The sequence below is a fragment of the Mesorhizobium sp. WSM1293 genome (assembly GCF_000513875.1).
GTDB lineage: Bacteria > Pseudomonadota > Alphaproteobacteria > Rhizobiales > Rhizobiaceae > Mesorhizobium > Mesorhizobium ciceri.
In genome coordinates this window covers 177,485-198,634 of record NZ_AZUV01000012.1, presented here as the reverse complement: position 1 = coordinate 198,634, position 21,150 = coordinate 177,485, and the positions used below count along the sequence as shown (strand labels likewise).

Below are 21,150 nucleotides of genomic sequence, written 5' to 3'. Positions count from 1 at the left end.
AGCCCGTGGCCGAAGCAGCACCAGCGCCGCAACCGAGCGCGACGCCACCTGGCGCGCGCAGGCCTGCACGCATCTCGGATGCCATGTTGGCGGCGATCCGCGCGCAGAAGGCCGCGCCTGCCCAGCAGGTGCAGGTGTTCTCGGTGCCGCAGCATCCGGCCGGAGTTGTGCCGGAGGGCAAGGGCCTCGCGATGGACAGCGCCATCGGCGGCGTCCAGACATGGGCCAACGGCTTTGCGCAGAACGGCTACCTCACCGAGGGCATCACCTTCCTGGGCTATGCCTACCTCTCGGAGCTGGCGCAGCGTCCGGAATACCGTGTCATCGCTGAAACCATCGCCAGCGAGATGACGCGCAAGTGGGTCCGCTTCACCGCCAATGACGGCGACGACAAGACCGAGAAGATCAAGGAGCTGGAGGCCGAATTCAAACGCCTCAACGTGCGCGACCTGTTCTGCCGCGCCGCCGAGCAGGATGGCTTCTTCGGCCGCGGTCACATCTACATCGACACCGGCGACACCGATAATCCGGACGAGCTGCAAAAGCCGATCGGCACGGGCTGGGACAAGCTCAGCATCGCCAAGTTCGCCAAGAAGCCGATCGAGGCGCTGCGCACCGTCGAGGCGGTGTGGTGCTATCCCACGTCCTACAACTCGAACGATCCTCTCAAGGACAACTGGTACCGGCCCGACAGCTGGTATGTGCAGGCCAAGATCGTTCACACCACGCGGCTGATCACCTTCATCGGCCGCGAAGTGCCCGACCTGTTGAAGCCGACCTATTCGTTCGGCGGCCTGTCGCTGTCGCAGATGGTCAAACCCTATGTCGACAACTGGCTGGAGACCCGCCAGTCGGTGAACGACATCATCAGTGCCTTCACGGTGTTCGTGCTCAGCACCAACCTGGGGGAATCGCTCCAGGCCGACGGCGACCAGATTTTCAAGCGGGCCGAGCTGTTCAACCTGCTCCGGTCCAACAAAGGCCTGATGCTGATCGACAAGGAGACGGAGGAGTTCCAGAACGTCTCCGCGTCGCTCTCCGGCCTCGATATGCTCCAGGCGCAGGCGCAGGAGCACATGGCATCGGTCAGCCACATTCCGCTGGTCAAGCTGCTCGGCACCCAGCCGGCCGGCCTCAACGCCTCGTCCGAGGGCGAGATGCGCTCGTTCAACGACTATGTGCACTCGTTCCAGGAGCACCTGTTTCGCCAGCCGCTGCATCGCCTGCTTGGCCTGGTGATGATCTCGCTCTGGGGCGCGCCTGACGACGGCATCGACTTCGAGTTCGAAAAGCTCGAAGAGACCGACGAAAAGGAAGCGGCCGACGTCGAAAAGACCAAGGCAGAGCGCGACCAGATCCTGATCGATACCGGCGTGATCTCTCCGGAGGAATCGCGCAAGCGCGTCGCCGCCGATCCGGACTCCGATTTCTCGTCGATCGACGTCGACGACATGCCCGACCTCCTCGAAGAGGAAGAGGACGGCCTTGTCGTCAAGGGCGGCTCCGGCAACCAAGAGGAAGCGGCATGAACGAGAGACGGGAAATCCGGCTTCGTCTGCTGGAGATGGTGGGGCGCGAGGGCTTCTATCCCGAGACCATCGTGGAAACCGTTCTCAACCTGGAACGGTTTGTCCTGGAGGCCGGTGTTGCCAATGCCGAGGAGCCGGCAGATAGTGCAGCTCCCGACACGGACATCACCGGCACCGCTTGATCACGCTCAACCTCTGGGAAATCATCAAAGCACAGACGCCCGACGATCACGAGATCGCCGAGACGCTGAGGGATCGTGATGTCCAGCCTCCAAAGCCGACGGACGGCCAAGCGCAACGAAAAGGTGCTGCGCCCGGTCCGGCCAAACGTCGGGATTGAAGCGGCCTACCGGGGCCGCCTGACGCGCCTGATCGACGCCATGAGCGATAGCGTGGTCTACTGGCTCCGAGCCTCCTACCGGGCCAATACGCCTCGAATGGCGCAGGACGAGACGCCAGCGGATGCGCTGCGCCGATCGATCCGCAAGCTTGCCGCGCAGTGGACCAAGCGCTTCGATATCGCATCGGATCAGCTGGGCGACTACTTCGCGCTCTCGGTCGAGAAACGGTCGAGCGCTGCTCTCCGCAAGATCCTGCGCGATGGCGGCATCTCGGTCGAATTCAGGATGACGGCCGCGATGCGCGACGTTGTCGACGCCACGATCCACGCCAATGTGGCGCTGATCAAGTCGATTCCGTCGCAGTATTTCGACCAGGTCGAAGGCGCTGTCATGCGGTCGGTGCAGACCGGCCGAGACCTTGCCGGCCTGGTCGCGGAGCTGGAGCGCTACTCGGGGATCACCAGGCGCCGGGCAGCGTTCATCGCGCTCGATCAGAACAACAAGGCGACGTCGGTCTTCAACACGGCGCGCCAGCTCGAACTCGGCATCGACGAAGCCGAGTGGCACCACAGTGGCGGCGGGAAAGAACCTCGCCCCACACACGTCCAGGCTGGCCGCGAGAAGGTCCGCTACAAGATTTCGACTGGCTGGTACGACCCGGCGCTTAAGCGCTTCATCCGGCCTGGCGAGGAGCCCGGCTGCCGATGCGTCGGCAAGCCGGTTATCAAAGGGTTTTCTTAGTTGAACTCAATCAGCAGGCGCTCGCCCATGTACGACAGGATCAGCCCGCATACTCTGTCGACGGCAAAGGCGGCCGTTGGTACGATTGCAGAAACTATTTGCAAGCCTACATCCCTATAGCGGCCGGACTGCCGCTGGCGGAGACACCGGTTGCCACGCTTTTTCCTGCACCTCGTCCTAGCCGGACAACGGCGCCTTGATCCGGAGGGTAGCGAGCTCCCTGACGAGGAAAGCGCTGTTCGGGAGGCGATTTGGGCGGCCAAGGAGCTAATGGCTGAGGAATTGCGCGCCGGGAAACCTTTGATACGCGATGCCGCGTATGAGGTCGCACTCGATAACGGGACGGTTGTCGCGACAGTCACCTTCGCCGCTGCCGCCGACCATGGCTAAATTTTACCGAGCAGCCGATCATATTCATGCTCCGGCTCGCTATAGGTGCCATCGGCGATCTGAAACAGGCCATCGCGATCGCGGATAAGGATCTCACCCCGGTTTGCCCTGATCAGTCCTCTGCCCTCAAGTTCCTGGATGGCGACGGTCACCCCAGGTCGCCGCACACCGAGCATAACAGACATGAACTCATGGGTGATCGCAAATCTGTCACTCCTTACCCTGTCCTGGCACATCAGCAGCCACCGGGCCAAGCGTTCATCCAATTTCGATCGGGCATTCACCAGCGCGGTGTAGCTGGTCTGAATGAAGAGCGTTTGTACATACAGAAGCAGCAGGGCCTTAAGCGTTGTGCTTTCCAACATGGCTGCCGATAACGCTGACGCAGGCACTTGGAACGCATCTCCGGCAATCTGCATGTAGGTATCATGTGCGGCACGATCGCCGCCAAGCACCAACAGCGCGCCGGTCATGCCTTCCAGACCTATCAGGCCCACTTCGGTATCGCGGCCCTTCGGTATCTTAGCAACGACCGACGCTATGCCGCTTTCGAGAAAATAGACGTGTTCGATGAGAGACTTCGCCGTCTCAAGCGGGGCCCGCAATGGCAAAACCACCCGCTTCAGATGCGGCTCTAATAAGTCCAGGTCTGCGCGAGAAAGCCGTTTCAACAAGGCATTGCGATAGGTGATATTTGGCTGATTAGACATGTCTCCACCCTCCATGGGGCAAGAGCTCTGTGATCTCCCAGCCGTTCACGCCCGTGAAAACGTGCGAACGATAAGCCACATATAGGTGCTGCTGGCACCAACACCTAATCACGTTACGCATTATGGCCGGGCACCGGGCTTTTCCGCCGCGCGCGAAAAGGGGAATTCCAGGACCAAGAGTTCGCGATCATCGAAGATTTCGAAGGCATGGCCGGTTAGTACCGGCTTCCCGGCCAGCAGCCCTTCGGCCAGGATTTCCTTGGCAGACGCCATGGCATCGTCCTCTACCTCTTGCAAGTTTGCAAACTCCTGACCCTCTGGATCCTTGAGGAGCTGACCGTCGCGGGTTCGAATGTGAAAGAAGAATCTCGGCATGGTTGCTCCACCTTGCTCGACTTTTTAAATGCAGCGCGCTTGATGGATAGCGTCGGAAACGTACCAAATGGGGATATTCACGCGCGGCCGCATTAACGGGCTCAACAGCTGCGTCAGCGAGCGCTCTCCATTGAGGCCGATCGGTCAAACCGTACGCCAAGACCGTGTGCGATGGCGCTGGCTGCTATCAGGTCATCAAGGGCTTTCCCGGAAATCGGACAGTTCGGGAGCACCTCCCGAATGGCCGTTTCTGCCGTCGAGGTAGAAATGAAGTCATGTCGCCTTTTTCTGTTTTCGACATATTGCTCGACCAGCATTTTCAGGCGTCTTGCTGCAATATCATCTGCAACCATTGGGTTGCTCCCACCAGTAGGTCGCGTTCACTCGCGGCCCCAAACTTCGATTGGTGAACCCGCGACACGAGCGTTAACTCGATCGGCCAAAGCTGCTGTTGGGTAATTTGTTCCGGTTAGCCGGGACTTGGTAATTTCGAGACAATTGGGGTGGTCGGCGGCTTTTTGAGGCACACGCTTTGAAGCGCCATTGTGTGACTCTGCCTAGAGGATTGAACATGCTTGCCACTTCTGAGGAGCCCAAGCCCGTTGCGGTCAAGGACGCGCTGGCCATGGATCGCAACAGCATCCGCACATTCGACCAGGACGGTCATCTGCGCGTCGAGATGACGCCGATCTCCAAGGCCAATGTGTGCCCGTACTACGGTCGGGAAATCCCCGATTTCGAAGCGCTTGGGCTCGATCCCGAGCGCGTCTATCGCCTCTATCGCGATGCCGACGAGCTGGCGAAAGCCGCCCCGACCTTCGTCGGCAAGCCGCTGCTGCTCAAGCACATCCCGGTCAGCGCCAGGGACCATCCGCGCGAAGCCGTGGTCGGCGCGCTGGGTGATGCCGTGGAGTTCCATGCGCCGTACCTCATGGCGCCGCTCAGCATCTGGGATGGGGCGGCAATCGCGCTGATCGAATCCGATCGGCAGAAAGAACTTTCGAGCAGCTATCGCTACCGGGCCGACATGACGCCCGGCACGCTGGCTGGAGAATCCTACGACGGCGTGATGCGGGACATTTCCGCCAATCACGTCGCCTTGGTTGAGGAAGGCCGCGCCGGGCCTGATGTAGTCGTCGGCGACAGCAAAATGGAGATCATCACGATGAAGAAAACAGCACTGCTGTCGCGCATGGCGTCTGTCGCCCAGGGCGCGATCCTTGCCCACATCATGCCGAAGCTTGCCAGCGATCAGAAGATCGATGTCAGCGGGGCTCTCGCCGGCGTCACGGCCGAAAACTTCAAGGCCAAGCGGCCCGCCATCATCGAGGCGGTGAGCAAGGCAGCCAAGGGTAAGCTGGCGGCTGACGCCAAGCTCGACGGCCTCGAGGCGGTCCTGGTCGCGCTCGACGAGGTCGAGGTCAAGGAAGCCAACGACGAGGACGACGACGACGAGGAGGCCAAGAAGAAAAAGGCAGCCGAAGACGCCGCCGAGGAAGAGGCCAAGAAGAAGGCCGCTGAGGACGCCGACAAGGATGACGACGACGACAAGGTCGACAAGAAGGCGATGGACTCGGCGATCGCCGCCGCAGTGACGCAGGCCAAGACCGAGGTCCGCGCCGAGATGTTGAAGACGGCCGCCGATATCCGCACTGCGGAAGAGGCGGTTCGTCCCTACATCGGCAAGCTCGCCATGGCCCATGACAGCGCTGATGCGGTCTACCGCACCGCGCTCACCTCGCTTGGCGTCGATATCGCCGGGGTTCACGCCTCGGCGCTGCCCGCCATCCTCAAGGCCCAGCCGCTGCCGGGCTCCCACCAGATGCAGAAGCCTGCCGGCGTCGCCATGGATGCCGCCGGCGTCAGCTCGTTCCACGAGATGTTCCCGGCCTCCAAGATCCACATCGTCAAGTCGCTCTAAGGCGAGCGACTTAAACCCAGAAACCCTTCGAGCCGGCCAGCGAGCCGGCTCTTTTCATGAGGAGTATCGCCCATGTCTGGCTTTCAGACGCAGGCCGCCTACAATCCCGCCCCGGCTGTCGAGGGCGACTTCGCATCCACCAATCCCCGCACCACCGTGCTCGCCGCCGCTGGTGCGCTGGTGTGCGGTGCGCTCGGCGCGGCCATCGGCCGCTTTGCCTGGCTGAGCTACAACCAGCTCGACTCGGACAGCGCCCCGGCTGTGGTCAACACCTTCGGCAGCGGCCCGGTCGCGGGCTTCATCCACCGCGAGCAGCAGGGTCTCATGGAGGTCTATCTCCAGGAATCCACGATGCTGGTTCCGGCCGGTTTCCCCGTCACCGTCTTCAACGAAGGCGATTTCTGGGTGAAGAATTCCGGCCCGACCCCGGCGCAGTATGACATGAAGGTCTACGCCAACTATGCCGACGGCACGGCAAGTGCCGCCCCGACCGGCACTCCAAACGGCGCGACCACATCGGCCGGCTCGATCGCTGCGGCGACGAACGCGTTCACCGGCGCTATCGTCGGCAACGTGCTCACGGTTTCGGCCGTCGGCGCCGGCACCATCTACCCCGGAACGACGATCTCCGGCGTCAACGTCGCCGCTGGCACCAAAATCGTATCCCAGCTTTCGGGCACGCCCGGTGGCATCGGAACGTATTCGGTCAGCATCCCGGGCCAGAACGTCGCCGCAGGCACCGCGATTGCGGGCACCTATGGCGTTCTCTCCGTCGGCGGCGTCGTTACCGGTGTTTTCGGCGTCGGCGACACCGTCACTGGCGCGGGCATCGCCGCTACGACCATGATCACCCAGCAGCTTACCGGTCCCGCCGGTGGCGCTGGCACCTATGCCGTCGACGTTAACACCGTCGTCAACGCGGCGGCGCTCACGTCGGCCACCAACGTCGAGACCAAGTGGCGCGTGCGTTCCTTCGCCCAGCCGGGCGAGCTGATGAAGATCACGTCCTGGCCGCAGGGCTAAACCCACTCTTCCCCATCAACCTCGAACCATTCGCCGGCCGTGAAGCCGGCGGTCTGTGAGGAGAACCACCATGCAATTCCACGACTTCAATCAGGCCGCCGCAACATGGGCACAGCATCGCCCGATGTTCGAGCAGGCCGGCATCTACCTTCCCGAGGCCCGCAGCTACGTCGTCGAGTCTTTCCGCACCAACCACCTCGCGATGGATGCGCAGCCCGCTCTGGCAACGACGGCGAACGGCGGCATTCCGGCGTTCCTGACCACTCTTGTGGACCCGGAGGTCTATCGCATCCTCTTTGCCCCGACCAAGGCCGCCGAGATCTTCGGCGAGACCCGCAAGGGCACCTGGATCGACCAGACCGCCATGTTCCCGGTCATCGAGCAGACCGGCGAAGTGTCGAGCTATGGCGACTACAACGACAACGGCCGCGCCGGCGCGAACATGAACTGGCCGCAGCGCCAGTCCTACCTGTTCCAGGTCATCTCCGAGTATGGCGAGCTTGAAGTCGAGCGCGCCGGCCTCGGCCGCGTCAATTGGGTCAGCGAGGTCGACGGCGCTGGCGTCACCGTGCTCGCCCGCTTCCTGAACACCACCTATTTCAAGGGTGTGCAGGGCCTGCAGAACTACGGTCTGCTCAACGATCCCAACCTCGCGGCGCCGATCACTCCCGCCCCGAAGGCGTATGGCGGCGTGAAGTGGATTAACAACGGCCAGATCGTCGCCACGGCGAACGAAATCTACGCCGATATCCAGTCGCTGTGGTTGCAGCTCGTCACCCAGAGCGCCGGCATGGTCGACCAGAACACCAAGATGACGCTGGCGCTGGCACCGGAGTCGCAGCTCGCCATGACCGCGACGAACTCGTTCAACGTCAACGTCGAGGACCTGCTCAAGAAGAACTTCCCGAGCCTTCGGGTTGTTTCGGCGGTGCAGTATGGCGCGCTGACGTCGATCAACCCGGCGGGCATCGCGGCCGGCAACGAGGTGCAGCTGATCGCCGACGGCATCGAAGGCCAGCAGACCGGCTACTGCGCTTTCAACGAAAAGCTCCGCGCTCACCCGATCGTGCGCGCGCTGTCTTCGTGGAAGAAAAAGATGACCAGCGGCACCTGGGGCGCGATCGTCCGCCAGCCGATGGGCATTTCCCAGATGGTCGGCGTCTAACCCGCTTGACAACGGTTGGTGCCGGATCGTAACCATTTTGGCACCAAATCAATTCCGTGGGGTAGAGCAGCCCGGTAGCTCGTCAGGCTCATAACCTGAAGGTCGTTGGTTCAAATCCAACCCCCGCAACCAAATCGTCGGAGCCCCCCGCTGTTGTGGCGAGCCGAGATGATGGCGCTAAAGGCAAGCATCTGGCCCAGCCCGGTTGAGAGACCGGGCACAGTTTTGAGGGTGCGACCTGCGCTGACGGCCGATCTAGACGGCAAGAGCAGATGACCCTGGGTCCGGCGACGATGCGCGGAACGGACAGGCAGAGTCGGGCGGAGAAATCGCTCGGTGGGGAGTAAACCCGGCACCCACCACACCAACATGGCCGCCCCCTCTGCACTTCGGTGTACGGGGCGGTCCTCCTGAGAAAGGTCGGTGACGGCGCTTAACGCGGTCACGGGTAGAGGTCCGGGACACCGAAACGTTAGCCGGGGGCTCCTTGAACATAAAGGCGGTCGCGACGACCGTGAAACGTTCAAACTCCACGAGCGCAAATGCTTGTGTGATTGCGCCGATAAGCGGGAACGTAGGCCCGTATGGGGCGAGCGGGTAAACGGACGAACCGGCACCGCGCTCGCCCTCGGAATTTCAGATGTCCTCCCAGGACAGCTTGGCGCGGCAACGCAGCCTTGCAGCCGGTTCCCGCAAGGGAACCAGGGGACGGCGGACGGACGAGGCTTTGGCCCGTGAGGCGACAGGCAGGGAGTGGTAGACAGCCTTCGGGCTGGACGCTGACCCACCGAAACCAGTCGCCAAGCCGGGGTGGGAAGCGAGCGGTCCAGCCGTCCCCCTACAGTTTGCGGATGCTCCGTGAGAGGTGCCTGTTCCACAGGCGCTGAGCCAGGATTGACACCTGGCATCCGCTCCAGCCCTCGGGCCGCGTCGCAGGTGATCTTTGGTGGGGGCACTGATGATCATCTCTGGCGAGGCTCGAACCCCCTCAAACCCCGGAGTACATTCAATGCCCGATACAGTCACCGTCGCCTGCAAGCTCCCGCATGGCCTCATTCTGCGCCTCCATGAGATGGTGGACATGAACGAGCCGACCGCCGGCGGCAGCTTTCGCAAGGTGAAGCGCGCCCAGGTGATCGGCGAGCCAGTCGTGCTGAAAGGCTACAGCCGCCGCTTCGACCGGCGCCTCGAGCCGGCCCCGGTGGCGCAGGGCAGCAGCTACGCGCTGACCTACAACGTCGATGCCGATTTCTTCAAGAAATGGCTCGATCAGAACAAGGACCTCGACGCCGTCAAGAACAACCTGATCTGGGCGCACGGCGAGGCCGACATGGTCGAGGGCTTCGTCAAGGAGCACGAGACGCAGAAATCGGGCTTCGAGCCGATCGACCCGAACAACCTTCCGCGCGGCATCCAGACCTACAAGCAGGAAGCCGCCTAACCAGTTCCCCCGCGCTCACCCCACTCCCGATGCCGGCTAGGGGGACAAAGTTGCTCGCTCGATCCTTGGAAGAGCCCGCGCGGGGATGCCGGTCGATGGCCCGGCTCATTGAAGCGGGAAAGCGGCGACGCCGGAGACAAGTCATGGGTGTGATCGTCAATTTCGACTTCGCGAGCTTCATCGCGATCTACCCGCAGTTCGCCACGCTCAGCCAGCCACAGGTCCTGCAGGGCGCGCTTCCCATCGCGGAACTCTATTGCCGCAACGATGGCGGCGGCCCGGTGACCAAGGCTGAGACGCAGACCATGCTGCTCAACCTCATGGTCGCCCACATCTGCCAGATCACCTATGGCGCCAACGGCCAGGCGCCGGCAGGGATCGTCGGGCGCGTTTCGAATGCCAGCGAAGGCAGTGTCTCGGTCGCGGCCGAGTTCCCGATGACGCCAAACAACGCCTGGTTCATGCAGACGCCGTTTGGCGCGGCCTTCTGGCAGGCGACCGCCGCCTATCGGACGATGCGCTACATCCCAGGCCCGCGCCGCACCTTCAACCCGCGGCCCAACCAGTAGAAAAGGACGTCGTCATGGAAAAGCTTCTTGCCATGTTGCAGCGCGAGTTTCGCGCGTTCCGCGAGCAGGCCGAGGACCGCATCAAGACCCTTGAGCGCAGCCTTCGCCTCGAGTCGCCAGAACCTGTCGTGGTTCCGGCCGAGCCAGAGACGCCGGCGGCTCCGGCCACGCCCGCCGCTGCTACGCCGGCCGCCGCTCCTGCCACACCTGCTGCCGCTGCGCCGGCCACCCCTGCGGCCGTAGACGCCACCGCCGGCACCGCCGATGCGGCCGCCGCTGCGAAGGCTGCAAAGGGCAGCGCGTAAGCCTATGGTCAAGCTCACGGGCGGCGACAAGCTCGCTGCCAAGCTTGCCGAGATATCGCGAAACCTCCAGAAGGCCGTATCCGTCGATATCGGCTTCCTGGAGGATGCCACCTATCCGGACGGCACGCCCGTTGCACCGGTCGCCGCGGTGAATGAGTTCGGCTCGGCCGACACGCCACCGCGCCCGTTCTTCCGTGGCATGATCGCCGACAAGAGCCCCGAATGGCCTGATGCCGTTGGCAACCTTCTCGTCGCCAACGACTACGACGCAGACAAGACCCTGGGGCAGACCGGAGCGGCCATCAAGGGCCAGTTGCAGGCGGCGATCGTCGCCTATGTCGGCCCGACCCTGAAACCCGCCACCATCGCCCGCAAGGGCAACGACAAGCAGCTTGTGGACACGGGCCACATGCTCGCCTCGGTTGACTATGCCGTGAAGAAATAGCCCGGCACCTCATTTCAAGGAGATCCTGACAATGCGTCTTGCAATCTGGGACAGCCAGCGCGGCACGATCAATGCCAACGTCGCGCTGTTGAACAACTCTGTGCCGGCGGCGGTCACCGTCTCTGGCTTGCTGACGGCGGCCCAACTGCTCGCCGGCATCATCACCATCCTCCAGGGCGGCGGCGCTCCCTCGGCGCAGCAGCTGCCGACCGGTGCCGCTCTCCAGGCCGCGCTGCCGGCGAACTTCGCCATCAACGACACCTTCGACCTGGCGGTGATCAACACCTCCGTCGTCGATGCCGAGGATGCGACCATCACCACCAACACCGGCATGACGCTGGTCGGCTCGATGGACTTCCCGGCCCATAGCGGCCCGACCATCCCGTCGAGCGGCATCCTGCGCTTCCAGAGCACGGCGCCGAACACCTTCTCGGTCTATCGCGTCGGCTGATCGAAAATGAACCTGCACGGGATCGCTTCGGCCGCGATTGCGATGGTGAACCCGTTCGTGACCGCCACGCTGAAACGGTCCTCTGGCTACACGACTGCGGCCGACGGCACACGCACGCCAACCTATGTCGACGTGCCTGGCGTCTCGGTGCAGGTGCAGGCCCTGGGCTATAGCGACCTGCAGCAGCTCGACGGCTTGAACATCCAGGGCGTGCGGCGCGCCGTCTACCTCAATGGGCAGGCCTTGGCCGTGGTGCGCCCGCTGCAAACAGGCGGCGATCTCTTCCTCTTCCCTGCCGGCACTCTGCCGGAGGGCAATACATGGCTCGTCGCCCATGTGCTGGAGGAATGGCCCGACTGGTACAAGGTCGCGATAACCCTACAGAATGGAGCCTGACAATGAGCGTCAACGACAGGGCAGTGACGCTCGTCGATGCGACCGGCGTTCCCTTTTCGAGCGGCAATCCTCTGCCCACGAGCGGCGGCGGCGGCGGTGGCGGCGGTGGAGCGGCCACGATCGCCGACGGCGCCGACGTCGCGGAGGGTGCGCGGGCTGACGCTGCCTATGCAGACGGCACTGGTGCAGCTGCGGGCTCCGTCATCGCGCTTCTCAAGGGAGCCTACGCGGCGCTTGTCGCGCCCACTCCGGCTGGCGCAAACACGATCGGCAGGGTCAATGGCAACGGCGCTGCCGTTGAAACCGTACCGCCTGTGACGGCCGGGGCCTACACGGCTGGCTTCGTCATTGGCGGCATCATCGCCTTTCCCGGCGTGCTGCCGGCGACCTTCAATGGCATTCTCGAAAGCCTCACCCTGAAATTCAAGGGCACGGTCCAGACCACGGAATTTGATGTCGCGATCTTCTCGGGATCGCCGGCCGGCACCTTTGCCGATCACGGCGCTCCCGCCATTGCTGCGGCCGATAGCGCGATCCTTCTGGGCGTCTTCCCGATGACGGCCAATCAGAGCCCGCTCGGCACGCATACCGTCTACAACCTCGACGGCATCGCCAAGCAGATCGTTGCCACATCGACGTCGCTCTATGCCGTCGTGATCACGAAGAACGTTCCGGTGAACCCTGCTTCGTTCTCGGACATGTCGCTGCGCATCGGGGTTGCGTGGTGAGTGCTGCCCGGCGGATAGCCAAGGGGGTTATCGGCGGAAGCAAAGCGTTGCCACCGGCCTTCATCATCGACACCGATTTTACGGGCGACCCCGACGACACGATGGCCATGGCGGTGGCCCTGGCGGCGCACAAGGTCGGGAAAATCCGGATCGTCGGCTTCATCGTCTCAAGCACGACGCCGACATCCGCCCCCGGTCTCTATGGGCTGCTCAAGGCTTATGGCTACCAGTCGATCCCAATCTATGCCTACCAGGGCTCGACCGGCACGTACAACGTGACCTATCCCACCCAGCTTCGCGATCGCTTCGGTGTGGCGGGACAGACCCGGACGGCCTTTATCGACGACCTGACCGGCTACCGCACCCTGGTCAGCAGCAACAAGGGCTGCACCATCATCGGCATCGGAGCTCCGGTGGCGCTCTCGCGCTTCCTGTCTTCCCCGGCAGACAGCATCGATGCGCGCACTGGCGCTCAGCTGATCGCGCAAAACGTCTCTCGCGCCGTCCAGATGGCGGGCAATTTCCCGTCCGGTGGCGCGGCGGAATACAACATGACGCGCGATCTTGCGTCGTCGAACAATGTGATCGCCAACTGGCCGTCGACGGTCCCCTTCATGTGGACCGGCGGCGAGGTCGGCGGCACCGTCAACACCATGGCGCCGCTGGATGCCGACCCGCTGGTCGATCCTATTCGCTATGCCTTCGACCTGGGAGGCGCGACTTACATCTCGAGCGCCGGCCGGCGCGCATCGTGGGATCCGATTGCGACTTACTATGCGATCTATGGGCTCGGCTCGCTGTTCTCGGTTGGCGGGGCCAACGGCTCGATCACTGTTGACGGCACGGGCGTCGTCACATGGTCTGCGGCGACGCCGGGACCGCATAGCTACCTCGCCAAGGTGGCCGCCGACGATCGCATCGCCAACCCTATCGACATCATTGTCGATGGCTTCATCATGGCGAACCGGCCGAACGTCACCAGCTTCATGATGAGCATGAACGAGGGGACCGGGCAGACCGTCACATCCGACGACGGCAAGGTCATCGGCAATCTCGGGGCCATGAAGATCGTAGAGACGATCGACCCGGTCTGGACCGATCAGGGAACCAGCCAATGGGGCCTTGTTCTGTCGACCGGCAAGGTTATCTCGCTGCCGCCGAACGTCGGCTACGACAGCGCCAATATCGCTGGCGGCGGCATCATCAAGCCAACGGCCATCACCGGGACGCAGATGGTCCTGGCAATGTACGATCTCGGCCCGAACGCGAAATTCATGTTCCGCAACAATGCGGGCAAGCTGAACTTCATCGGCTACACCGCAGCTGACGGCGCCACGAACTTCAACGTCTCGAGCGCGGCCGTGGTGCTCACCGCCGCGACCTGGGCGATGTGCACTTTCGAGATAATCGGCACGACGCTGAGCATGTTTGTCAACGGCGTGCAGGTCTACACCGGCACGGTGTCGGGCTCGCTCTATGTCGGCAAGCGCCTTATCCGGCCGACCATTGCCGGGCGCTGGAACAGCAACGCAGTGGCCGACGCGCTGGGCGGTGCCGTCATCTGCGCTGCCATGAAAGCAGGCGCTTCCGCCGGAGATCACGTGGCGATCGAAACCAGCCTGCGCGCCAACGCGACCGCCAAGGGCATCACGATCCCCTGATCCATAAGGTTCCTGTCATGCCAAGCCCAAGCCAGTCGGCCGTCCAGACGGTCCTGCGCAGCTTCCTGCTGTCGATCCTGCCGGCGGGCGTCGAGGTGGTCTCGGCACAGGACAACCGGGTAGCGGAGCCGGCCGGCGATTTCGTCACCATGAACGTGCTTCGCCGCGGTCGGCTCTCCACCAATGTCGACACCTATCAGGATTGCGCCTTCACGGCCTCGATCGACGGCGCGGTGATGACGGTGACCCATATCGAGTTCGGCACGCTCCTGGTTGGAGCGACCGTCTTCGGCGCATCGGTGGCCGATGGCACTCTGATCGGCCCGCAGACGGCCGGTACGCCGGGTGGCATCGGAACCTATGGCGTAGCGCCATCGCAGGCCGTGACCGCTCAGACGCTCGCCAGTGGCGCCGAGACCATCATGCAGCCGACCGATGCGGTGATGCAGCTCGACGTGCACAGCGCTTCGGATGGTATCGCCTCCGACATGGCGCAGACGATCTCGACCTTGATACGCGATGAGCGGGCAACCCGCTTCTTCGCCGACGCCGGTTTGGATGGCGCGCCTCTTTATGCCGAGGATCCCCGTCAGGTGCCGTTCCTCAACGGCGAGCAGCAATACGAAACCCGCTACGTCGTCGACGTGCATATCCAGGCCAACCAGGCGCTCGGCCTGCCGCAACAATTTGCCGACCAGGCCGTGATCGACGTTTTCCCCGTCGAAGCGACCTTCCCGGTCTGACCCCTCAATCGAAACAGAAAGGACCTGGTCCATGACGACCATCCCGGCCTCTCAGCTTGTGAACGTCATCCCGAACGTTCTCAATGCCGGCGGCAACGCGCTCGTGATGAACGGCCTCGTGCTGACCCAGAACACCCGCGTCCCGGTCGGCCAGGTGCTGGCCTTCCCGAACGATGGTGTTTCGGTGGCGAACTTCTTCGGCGCATCGGCCGAGGAGACCGAGATCGCCTCGGTCTATTTCAACGGCTTCAACAACTCGACCCAGAAGCCCGCAACCATCCTGTTCACGCAGTATCCGTCAGCTTCGGTCGCGGCCTACCTGCGCGGCGGCCGCGTGGCGCAACTGTCCCTGGCGCAGCTCCAGGCTTTGAGCGGCACGCTCATCGTCGATGTCGACGGCTATGTCCGAACCGCCAATGCGATCGACCTGGCAACCGCGACCAGCTTCTCGGCGGCGGCAGCGCTGATCCAGACGGGCCTCAACGCCGCCTTGCCGCAAGCCGCGTCTGTGACGGCCTCCATCGCCGCGGCAACGGCCTCGGTCACCGCCTCGATCGCCGGCAGCGTCATGTATGTGACCGGCGTCACCTCGGGCTCCCTTGTGGCCGGTGCTGCGCTGTCCGGTACCGGCGTCTCGGCCGGAACGGTGATCACCAACCAGTTGTCGGGAACGCCCGGCGGCATCGGCGAATATGCGGTCTCCATCCCGCAAGTAGTGACCAGCGAGGCGATCTCGGCGACCTATGGCACCCTCACGGTCAGTGCGCTCGCTTCTGGCACCCTGTCTGTCGGCCAGACGCTTGCCGGTGCCGGCGTGAGCGTAGGCACGCGCATCACGCAGCTCGGCAGCGGTCAGGGCCTCACCGGCACCTATTTCGTCAACCTGACGCAGACGGTGGCGAGCGAAACCATCACGGCATCGGCGACACCGCTGGCGGTCTCCTACGACTCCGTCTCAGGCGCTTTCGTCATCACCTCTGGTGTGGCGGGCGAGGCGTCGAGCGCTGCCTTCGCGACCGGCACGGTTTCCGACGATCTCTTCCTGACGCAGGCCACCGGCGCGACGCTGTCGCAGGGCGCGGACGGAACGACGCCGGCGGCTTTCATGGCCGCCATCACGGAGCTTACCCAGAATTGGGCGACCTTCATGTCGATCTTTGATCCGGACTGCGGCTCGGGCTCTGCGCAGAAGCAGGCTTTCGCCCAATGGGTCAACGACACCAACAAGCGCTACGCCTACATCGCCTGGGATACCGACATCACCCCGACCGAGAATGGCGAAGCGACGTCGAGCTTCGGCAACATCGTCAGCAGCGCCAATCTCGACGGCACCTGCTCGATCTACCAGCCCGCCGGCGGCTCAACCACGCCGGCACAGATCGCCGCCTTCATCTGCGGCGCTGCGGCCTCGATCGACTTCGAGCAGACCAACGGCCGCATCACCTTCGCATTCCGGGGGCAGGATGGCCTGGTGGCGGGCGTGACCTCCGCGACGGTGGCGAACAATCTCTTCGCCAACGGCTATAACTTCTACGGCGCCTACGCGACGGCGGCCCAGCAGTTCCTGGAGTTCCAGAACGGCTCGGTGTCGGGCGAGTTCGAATGGCTGGACAGCTACATCAACCAGATTTGGCTGAACAACCAGCTCCAGCTCGCACTGATGGAACTGCTCCAGAACATCAACTCGGTGCCCTACAATTCGGCGGGCTACGAGCTGATCAAGGCGGCTTGCCTCGACCCGATCAACCAGGCGGTGAACTTCGGTGCGATCCGCGCCGGCGTGACGCTGTCGGCGCTCCAGATCGCGCAGATCAACTCGGCGGCCGGCCTCAAGGCGAGTGACACCCTCCAGCTGCAAGGCTGGTACCTCCAGGTCAAGGATGCCACGCCGCAGGTGCGGCAGGCCCGCCAGAGCCCGCCCATCAACTTCTGGTACATGGACGGCGAGTCCGTGCAGCAGATCGAGCTGACCTCGACCCTCGTCCAGTAAGCGGCAACCCCATTCCTTCAAGGAGCTAGATCATGTCGTCTCTGACGGCCGCGAACGCGGTCATTACGCTTGCGGTGGCGAACCTCTTCCCGACACCGGTCCAACTGCAGGGCTTCGCGGCCGACAACATCTACGACATGGACAACGTCGACCTGGTCGAAACGGCCATGGGCGTCGATGGCATCCTGTCGGGCGGCTTCGTCTTCAACCCGGTCAACCAGACCTTTGTGTTGCAGGCCGATTCCCCGTCGATCGCCTTCTTCGAAACCTGGGCGGCGACCCAGAAGCAGGCCAAGGACGTCTACACCGCAAACGGCAGCACCACGCTCCCGTCCGTGGGCCGGTCCTATGTGTCGACCAAGGGCTTCCTGATCAGCCTGCCGCCGATGCCGGCGGCGGCCAAGATCCTGCAGCCTCGCCGTTTCGCGATCCGCTGGGAGAGCGTTCAAAGCGTACCGAACTGAGGGTAAGTCATGCGTAAAGAGATCGACGTCACCATCACTGACGAGGGCCGTGACGAGGGCAAGACCTTCCACATTCGCGAGATGCCGGCGACGCGCGCGGAGAAATGGGCGATGCGCGCGCTGCTCGCCGTGGCGCGCTCCGGCGTCGAGCTTCCCGACGACTTCGCCGGCATGGGTATGCAGGGCATCGCCATCGTCGGCATCAAGGCGATCACCAAGATCGCCTTCGAGGATGCCGAGCCGCTGCTCGACGAGATGATGGAATGCGTCACCATCAAGCCCGACGCTCGCAATCCCGCCATCCAGCGTCCGCTGATCGAAGGCGATGTCGAGGAGATCGCGACGCTAATCCAGCTGCGGCAGGAGGTGATCAACCTTCACGTCGGTTTTTTTACCAAAGGCGGCAAGTCGAAATCGATCTCGAACTCGCCGTCGCCGGAGTCAGGCTCGCCGAATACGGAAACGTCTCCCGAGCCATCGGTCAGGTTCTCTCAAAGGGCAAAACGTCCCTGAGAGAGCTCGACGAATGGCTGTCGATCGAGGACGTCCACGACCTCCTCGAGGTGGCGATGGTGGACGCCCACAACATGATGTTGCTGAGGAAGCGAGACGAGAATGCCAACGGTCATTGACAGCCTGATCGTTACGCTTGGTCTCGATCCCAAGGACTTCGAAAAGGGTCAGAAGAAGCAGGCCGAAGCCTGGCTCAAGACGCGCGACGAGTTCCGCAAGGGCGGCAAGGAAATCGAGGACAGCTCGAAAAAGGCTGCCGAGACGGTCAACCTGATCACCAGGCGCGTGCTCGAACTCTTCGCCGTCATCACCGGCTCGCAGGCGCTGAGCGATTTCGTGCGCAAGATCACCAACGCCGACGCCTCGCTTGGCCGGTTCGCGTCGAGCTTGGGTGAATCGCCGCAGCGGATCGCGGCCTGGGAGAATGCGGCCGAACGTTTCGGCGGCTCGGCCGATGCGACCGCGTCGACCTTGGAGCGCGTCAACAAGCAACTCTACAACCTCAACAAGAACGGCGAGGCGCTGCCGCGCGAGTTCTCGCAGCTGCAAGCCTGGACGGGCATGAGGATCGATCCCAACCATGGGCTCGATCGATATCTCTCCGATGTCGCCGCCGCATTGCAGCGGCTGCACCAGATCGATGCAGGCGCGGCCCACAACGTCGCGCAGGCGCTCGGCCTCGACCCGGCCACCGAACAGCTCATGTACAAGATGGGCGCGGGCATCGACGTCTATCTCGACAAGCTCCAGAAAAGCCTGTCGCCCAGCAATGCGGCAATCGATTCCGCGCAGAAATTGCAGGCGAGCTGGAACGAACTCCTCCAGAACATTATCGCGCTCGCCAACGCGATCTATGACAAGCTCGGCCCGGTCCTGGTCGACGCCGCCAACAAGATGTCGGCATGGATCGACAAGAACCGGGACTGGATCCAGACCGGCATCGTCGATGCGGTGAAGAAATTCATCGACTTCCTCGAAAAGATCGACTGGAACGCCGTCGGCGCCGGCATGCAGACATTTGCCAACGGGGCGAAGGACGTGGTCGACGGGCTGGGCGGCGTCATCAGGGCAACCGAGATCCTGTTCGGCTTGTGGGCCGGCGCCAAGTTCCTCAGCGTGCTTGGCAACATTCGCACGCTAGGCGGGGCGCTGCTCGGCGGCGGTGGTGGTGGCGCGGCGGCGGCCGCTGGGGAAGGTGCTGCCGGCGCTGGCTTGATGGGGCTCATGGGCAAGCTGTCGCCCTTCCTGGCCATGCTTACGCTCTCTGGCGATACCCCGCAGGGGAAAGGGAACGGCGTCTATTATACCGATCGGGATATCGACACCATTTCCCAGATGAAACACTACGATCGCAGCGGTCCGCAATCGCGCTTCCATAATGGGCGCGGTGCCGAAACGACGGTCGACGGCAAGCCCGTTTCGAGGGGCAACCCGCTCCCCGTCACGATCTCCGACCAGAAAACCGACGGTGGCGGCTTCTGGAGCAACCTGGTGAGCGGCATCGGCAGCATGTTGAGCGCTGGCGCGCGCAACGCCTTCGGCACCCCAGCCGCTGGCGGCGCGGGTGGCGATGCGGTCGGCGGCCCTCAGAGTGCCTCGCGTGGCACAAAGGGCTGGTGGACGCCCGAGCGGCAATCGCAGGCTTACCAGACGCTCACGGCCGGCGGCCTGTCGGATGCCGGCGCACGCGGTCTCGTGTCGCGCTGGATGAATGTCGAGGCGGGCGGCGGTCCTGGTACGGTCAACAGCATCGGCGCAACTGGCATGGCGCAATGGCTTGGCCCTCGCAGGGCGCGCCTGATGGCCTTTGCCAAAGCACGTGGCAAGAACTGGAACGACTTCGACACGCAGTTGCAGTTCTCGCTTTCGGAACTGAACGGTCCCGAGAGTGCGGCCGGCCGGGCGCTGCGCAATGCCAGGACCGATGCGCAGGGTGCCGCCGGCGCATCGATGTACGAACGCGCCGAGGGCTACAATTCCTGGAACGGCATGGACAACTTCACCGGCAAAACCTACCGGGGCATGAAGGGGATCAACACCGGAGCCAAGGGTGCTGCGCTCTCCAACATCTCCAGCACACATAACGCCACGACGTCGACCAGCTCGGTCGAGGCCCATATCGGCAAGGTCGAGGTTCATAGTCAGGCGACGGATGCAAACGGCATCGCGTCTGATATCAACGACGCGCTCAGCCGGCGTCTCTTCACCGCTCAGGCAAACAATGGATTGGCGTGATGGCCGGCATTCTGGAGCTTCTGACGCAAGACGCGATCGGGCTGCTTTCCGGCGCCTTTTCGCAGCAGCCATGGGGCATCTATTTCGGCGGCGTTCCCGTGATCGTGGCCGACAACGTCGTCGAGGTGCAGTATCGCCAGCAATGGTCGATCTCTGACTTCCCCGTCGAGCGCGGGGCATTCGAGAGCTACGATAAGGTCCAAATCCCCTACGATGCGCGGCTGCGCTTCACCGCCGGCGGATCGGCGGCAAATCGCGCCGCCATGCTGGCGTCGATCGCAGCCGTCGCCGGCGACACCAACCTCTATGATGTGGTGACGCCGGAGGCGGTCTATCTCTCCTGCAACTTCACCCACTACGACTACAGCCGGCGCGCCAACGAGGGCATGGGGCTTCTGTCGGTCGATATCTGGCTGATCGAAGTTCGCCAGGCCGTCAGCGCCGGCATGTCGAACACGCAGGATCCGAGCGGCGCGTCGCAGGTCAACGGCGGCACGGTGCAGACCGCGCCGGCGACCAGCGCTCAGCTGGCGAAATTCCAAACATCGTCGGGACTGCCGGCCGGAGGCTTCTGATGGTCATCATTCCCCTGCAGGCGGTTCCCAACCAGGCGGTCGGGGTGACGCTGGACGGCCAGGTCTCGCAGATCAGCCTCTACCAGAAGAGCACGGGCCTGTTCATCGACGTCTATGTCGACAACGTGCTCGTGATCGGCGGGGTGATCTGCCAGAACATCAACCGGATCGTGCGGTCGCTCTATCTCGGATTTTCCGGCGACCTGATCTTCATCGACAACCAGGGCGACACCGACCCGTATTATACCGGGCTCGGCACGCGCTACAGCTTGGCCTACCTGTCGCCGGCCGACTTACTGCCCGGGCAGGGCTGATCCCTTTAGGCCGTGCCATACCTGGTGGAGCCCGTCACCCATTTGGTCGAAGGCGTGGAATAGGTGCATCACCTCGTAGAACAGGTAGCATCCCGCGATAAGCATCGCCCCCTCGATCAGCAGCC

The 21,150-nt window shown here is 63.4% G+C and carries 25 protein-coding genes and 1 tRNA gene; 23 read left to right on the top strand and 3 right to left on the bottom strand.

Going from position 1 to position 21,150, the window contains the following annotated elements; all coding sequences use genetic code 11:
* Positions 1–5 precede the first annotated feature (5 nt).
* The 4 genes from M729_RS0117365 to M729_RS01000000135400 all read left to right on the top strand — a co-directional run bounded on the left by M729_RS0117365 (position 6) and on the right by M729_RS01000000135400 (position 3,001).
* On the top strand, positions 6–1,529 hold the full coding sequence (locus tag M729_RS0117365) for a DUF1073 domain-containing protein (RefSeq protein ID WP_027162346.1): 1,524 nt from the start codon (positions 6–8) through the stop codon (positions 1,527–1,529).
* Positions 1,526–1,711, top strand: coding sequence for a hypothetical protein (locus M729_RS0117360; RefSeq protein ID WP_027162345.1), 186 nt, complete (start codon positions 1,526–1,528; stop codon positions 1,709–1,711). Before M729_RS0117365 ends, M729_RS0117360 begins: the two co-directional genes overlap by 4 nt.
* Positions 1,712–1,834: 123 nt before the next feature.
* The gene (locus tag M729_RS0117355; protein ID WP_245267592.1) at positions 1,835–2,611 is read left to right on the top strand and encodes a phage head morphogenesis protein; all 777 of its coding nucleotides are present in this window, start codon (positions 1,835–1,837) and stop codon (positions 2,609–2,611) included.
* Positions 2,612–2,761: 150 nt separating this feature from the next.
* Positions 2,762–3,001: a hypothetical protein gene (locus M729_RS01000000135400; protein WP_032808714.1), complete on the top strand. Its 240-nt coding sequence runs from the start codon at positions 2,762–2,764 to the stop codon at positions 2,999–3,001.
* On the opposite strand, the gene M729_RS0117345 is transcribed toward M729_RS01000000135400, so the two are convergent.
* From M729_RS0117345 to M729_RS0117335, 3 genes are all read right to left on the bottom strand, one after another.
* On the bottom strand, positions 2,998–3,711 hold the full coding sequence (locus tag M729_RS0117345) for a Crp/Fnr family transcriptional regulator (RefSeq protein ID WP_027162343.1): 714 nt from the start codon (positions 3,709–3,711) through the stop codon (positions 2,998–3,000). The genes M729_RS01000000135400 and M729_RS0117345 overlap by 4 nt on opposite strands.
* 120 nt (positions 3,712–3,831) lie before the next feature.
* Entirely contained in the window at positions 3,832–3,984 is a 153-nt protein-coding gene (locus M729_RS1000000139075) for a hypothetical protein (protein ID WP_210163520.1), read from the bottom strand.
* A gap of 215 nt (positions 3,985–4,199) precedes the next feature.
* Positions 4,200–4,439, bottom strand: coding sequence for a hypothetical protein (locus M729_RS0117335; protein ID WP_027162342.1), 240 nt, complete (start codon positions 4,437–4,439; stop codon positions 4,200–4,202).
* 218 nt (positions 4,440–4,657) lie between these two features.
* Here M729_RS0117335 and M729_RS0117330 point away from each other — a divergent pair, with 218 nt between their 5' ends.
* The 19 genes from M729_RS0117330 to M729_RS0117240 all read left to right on the top strand — a co-directional run bounded on the left by M729_RS0117330 (position 4,658) and on the right by M729_RS0117240 (position 21,025).
* Positions 4,658–6,007, top strand: coding sequence for a DUF2213 domain-containing protein (locus M729_RS0117330; protein ID WP_050596288.1), 1,350 nt, complete (start codon positions 4,658–4,660; stop codon positions 6,005–6,007).
* 72 nt (positions 6,008–6,079) lie between these two features.
* Positions 6,080–7,030 (top strand): hypothetical protein, encoded by a 951-nt coding sequence (locus M729_RS0117325; protein ID WP_027162340.1) that lies wholly within the window; start codon positions 6,080–6,082, stop codon positions 7,028–7,030.
* Positions 7,031–7,154: 124 nt separating this feature from the next.
* Entirely contained in the window at positions 7,155–8,195 is a 1,041-nt protein-coding gene (locus M729_RS0117320; protein WP_027162339.1) for a hypothetical protein, read from the top strand.
* A gap of 55 nt (positions 8,196–8,250) precedes the next feature.
* Positions 8,251–8,327, top strand: a tRNA-Met gene (locus M729_RS0117315).
* Between the two features lie 877 nt (positions 8,328–9,204).
* The gene (locus tag M729_RS1000000138855) at positions 9,205–9,636 is read left to right on the top strand and encodes a hypothetical protein (protein WP_032808709.1); all 432 of its coding nucleotides are present in this window, start codon (positions 9,205–9,207) and stop codon (positions 9,634–9,636) included.
* A 143-nt stretch (positions 9,637–9,779) separates the two neighbouring features.
* Complete coding sequence (locus M729_RS1000000138850) at positions 9,780–10,205, top strand: DUF4054 domain-containing protein (RefSeq protein ID WP_032808706.1); 426 nt, start codon at positions 9,780–9,782, stop codon at positions 10,203–10,205.
* A 14-nt stretch (positions 10,206–10,219) separates the two neighbouring features.
* The gene (locus tag M729_RS1000000136580) at positions 10,220–10,510 is read left to right on the top strand and encodes a hypothetical protein (protein WP_050596287.1); all 291 of its coding nucleotides are present in this window, start codon (positions 10,220–10,222) and stop codon (positions 10,508–10,510) included.
* Between the two features lie 4 nt (positions 10,511–10,514).
* The gene (locus M729_RS0117295; RefSeq protein ID WP_027162338.1) at positions 10,515–10,955 is read left to right on the top strand and encodes a hypothetical protein; all 441 of its coding nucleotides are present in this window, start codon (positions 10,515–10,517) and stop codon (positions 10,953–10,955) included.
* Between the two features lie 31 nt (positions 10,956–10,986).
* Positions 10,987–11,406: a hypothetical protein gene (locus M729_RS0117290; RefSeq protein ID WP_027162337.1), complete on the top strand. Its 420-nt coding sequence runs from the start codon at positions 10,987–10,989 to the stop codon at positions 11,404–11,406.
* 6 nt (positions 11,407–11,412) lie between these two features.
* Entirely contained in the window at positions 11,413–11,802 is a 390-nt protein-coding gene (locus tag M729_RS0117285) for a hypothetical protein (RefSeq protein ID WP_027162336.1), read from the top strand.
* A gap of 2 nt (positions 11,803–11,804) precedes the next feature.
* Positions 11,805–12,530, top strand: coding sequence for a hypothetical protein (locus M729_RS1000000136575; protein WP_027162335.1), 726 nt, complete (start codon positions 11,805–11,807; stop codon positions 12,528–12,530).
* A 47-nt stretch (positions 12,531–12,577) separates the two neighbouring features.
* Complete coding sequence (locus M729_RS0117275; RefSeq protein ID WP_027162334.1) at positions 12,578–14,191, top strand: hypothetical protein; 1,614 nt, start codon at positions 12,578–12,580, stop codon at positions 14,189–14,191.
* 17 nt (positions 14,192–14,208) lie between these two features.
* Positions 14,209–14,934 carry a hypothetical protein gene (locus M729_RS1000000136570; protein WP_050596286.1) on the top strand — a complete coding sequence of 242 codons (726 nt, stop codon included), beginning with the start codon at positions 14,209–14,211 and terminating at the stop codon, positions 14,932–14,934.
* A 31-nt stretch (positions 14,935–14,965) separates the two neighbouring features.
* Positions 14,966–16,924 carry a DUF3383 family protein gene (locus M729_RS1000000136565; protein ID WP_050596285.1) on the top strand — a complete coding sequence of 653 codons (1,959 nt, stop codon included), beginning with the start codon at positions 14,966–14,968 and terminating at the stop codon, positions 16,922–16,924.
* Positions 16,925–16,956: 32 nt separating this feature from the next.
* Complete coding sequence (locus M729_RS0117260; RefSeq protein ID WP_027162333.1) at positions 16,957–17,388, top strand: hypothetical protein; 432 nt, start codon at positions 16,957–16,959, stop codon at positions 17,386–17,388.
* Between the two features lie 9 nt (positions 17,389–17,397).
* Positions 17,398–17,901, top strand: coding sequence for a hypothetical protein (locus tag M729_RS01000000135350; RefSeq protein WP_198032106.1), 504 nt, complete (start codon positions 17,398–17,400; stop codon positions 17,899–17,901).
* A 102-nt stretch (positions 17,902–18,003) separates the two neighbouring features.
* Positions 18,004–20,136, top strand: a complete 2,133-nt coding sequence (locus M729_RS1000000136560; protein WP_027162332.1) for a phage tail tip lysozyme — start codon at positions 18,004–18,006, stop codon at positions 20,134–20,136.
* Positions 20,136–20,711, top strand: coding sequence for a hypothetical protein (locus M729_RS1000000136555; RefSeq protein ID WP_050596284.1), 576 nt, complete (start codon positions 20,136–20,138; stop codon positions 20,709–20,711). Before M729_RS1000000136560 ends, M729_RS1000000136555 begins: the two co-directional genes overlap by 1 nt.
* On the top strand, positions 20,711–21,025 hold the full coding sequence (locus M729_RS0117240) for a hypothetical protein (RefSeq protein ID WP_027162331.1): 315 nt from the start codon (positions 20,711–20,713) through the stop codon (positions 21,023–21,025). Before M729_RS1000000136555 ends, M729_RS0117240 begins: the two co-directional genes overlap by 1 nt.
* Positions 21,026–21,150 lie beyond the last annotated feature (125 nt).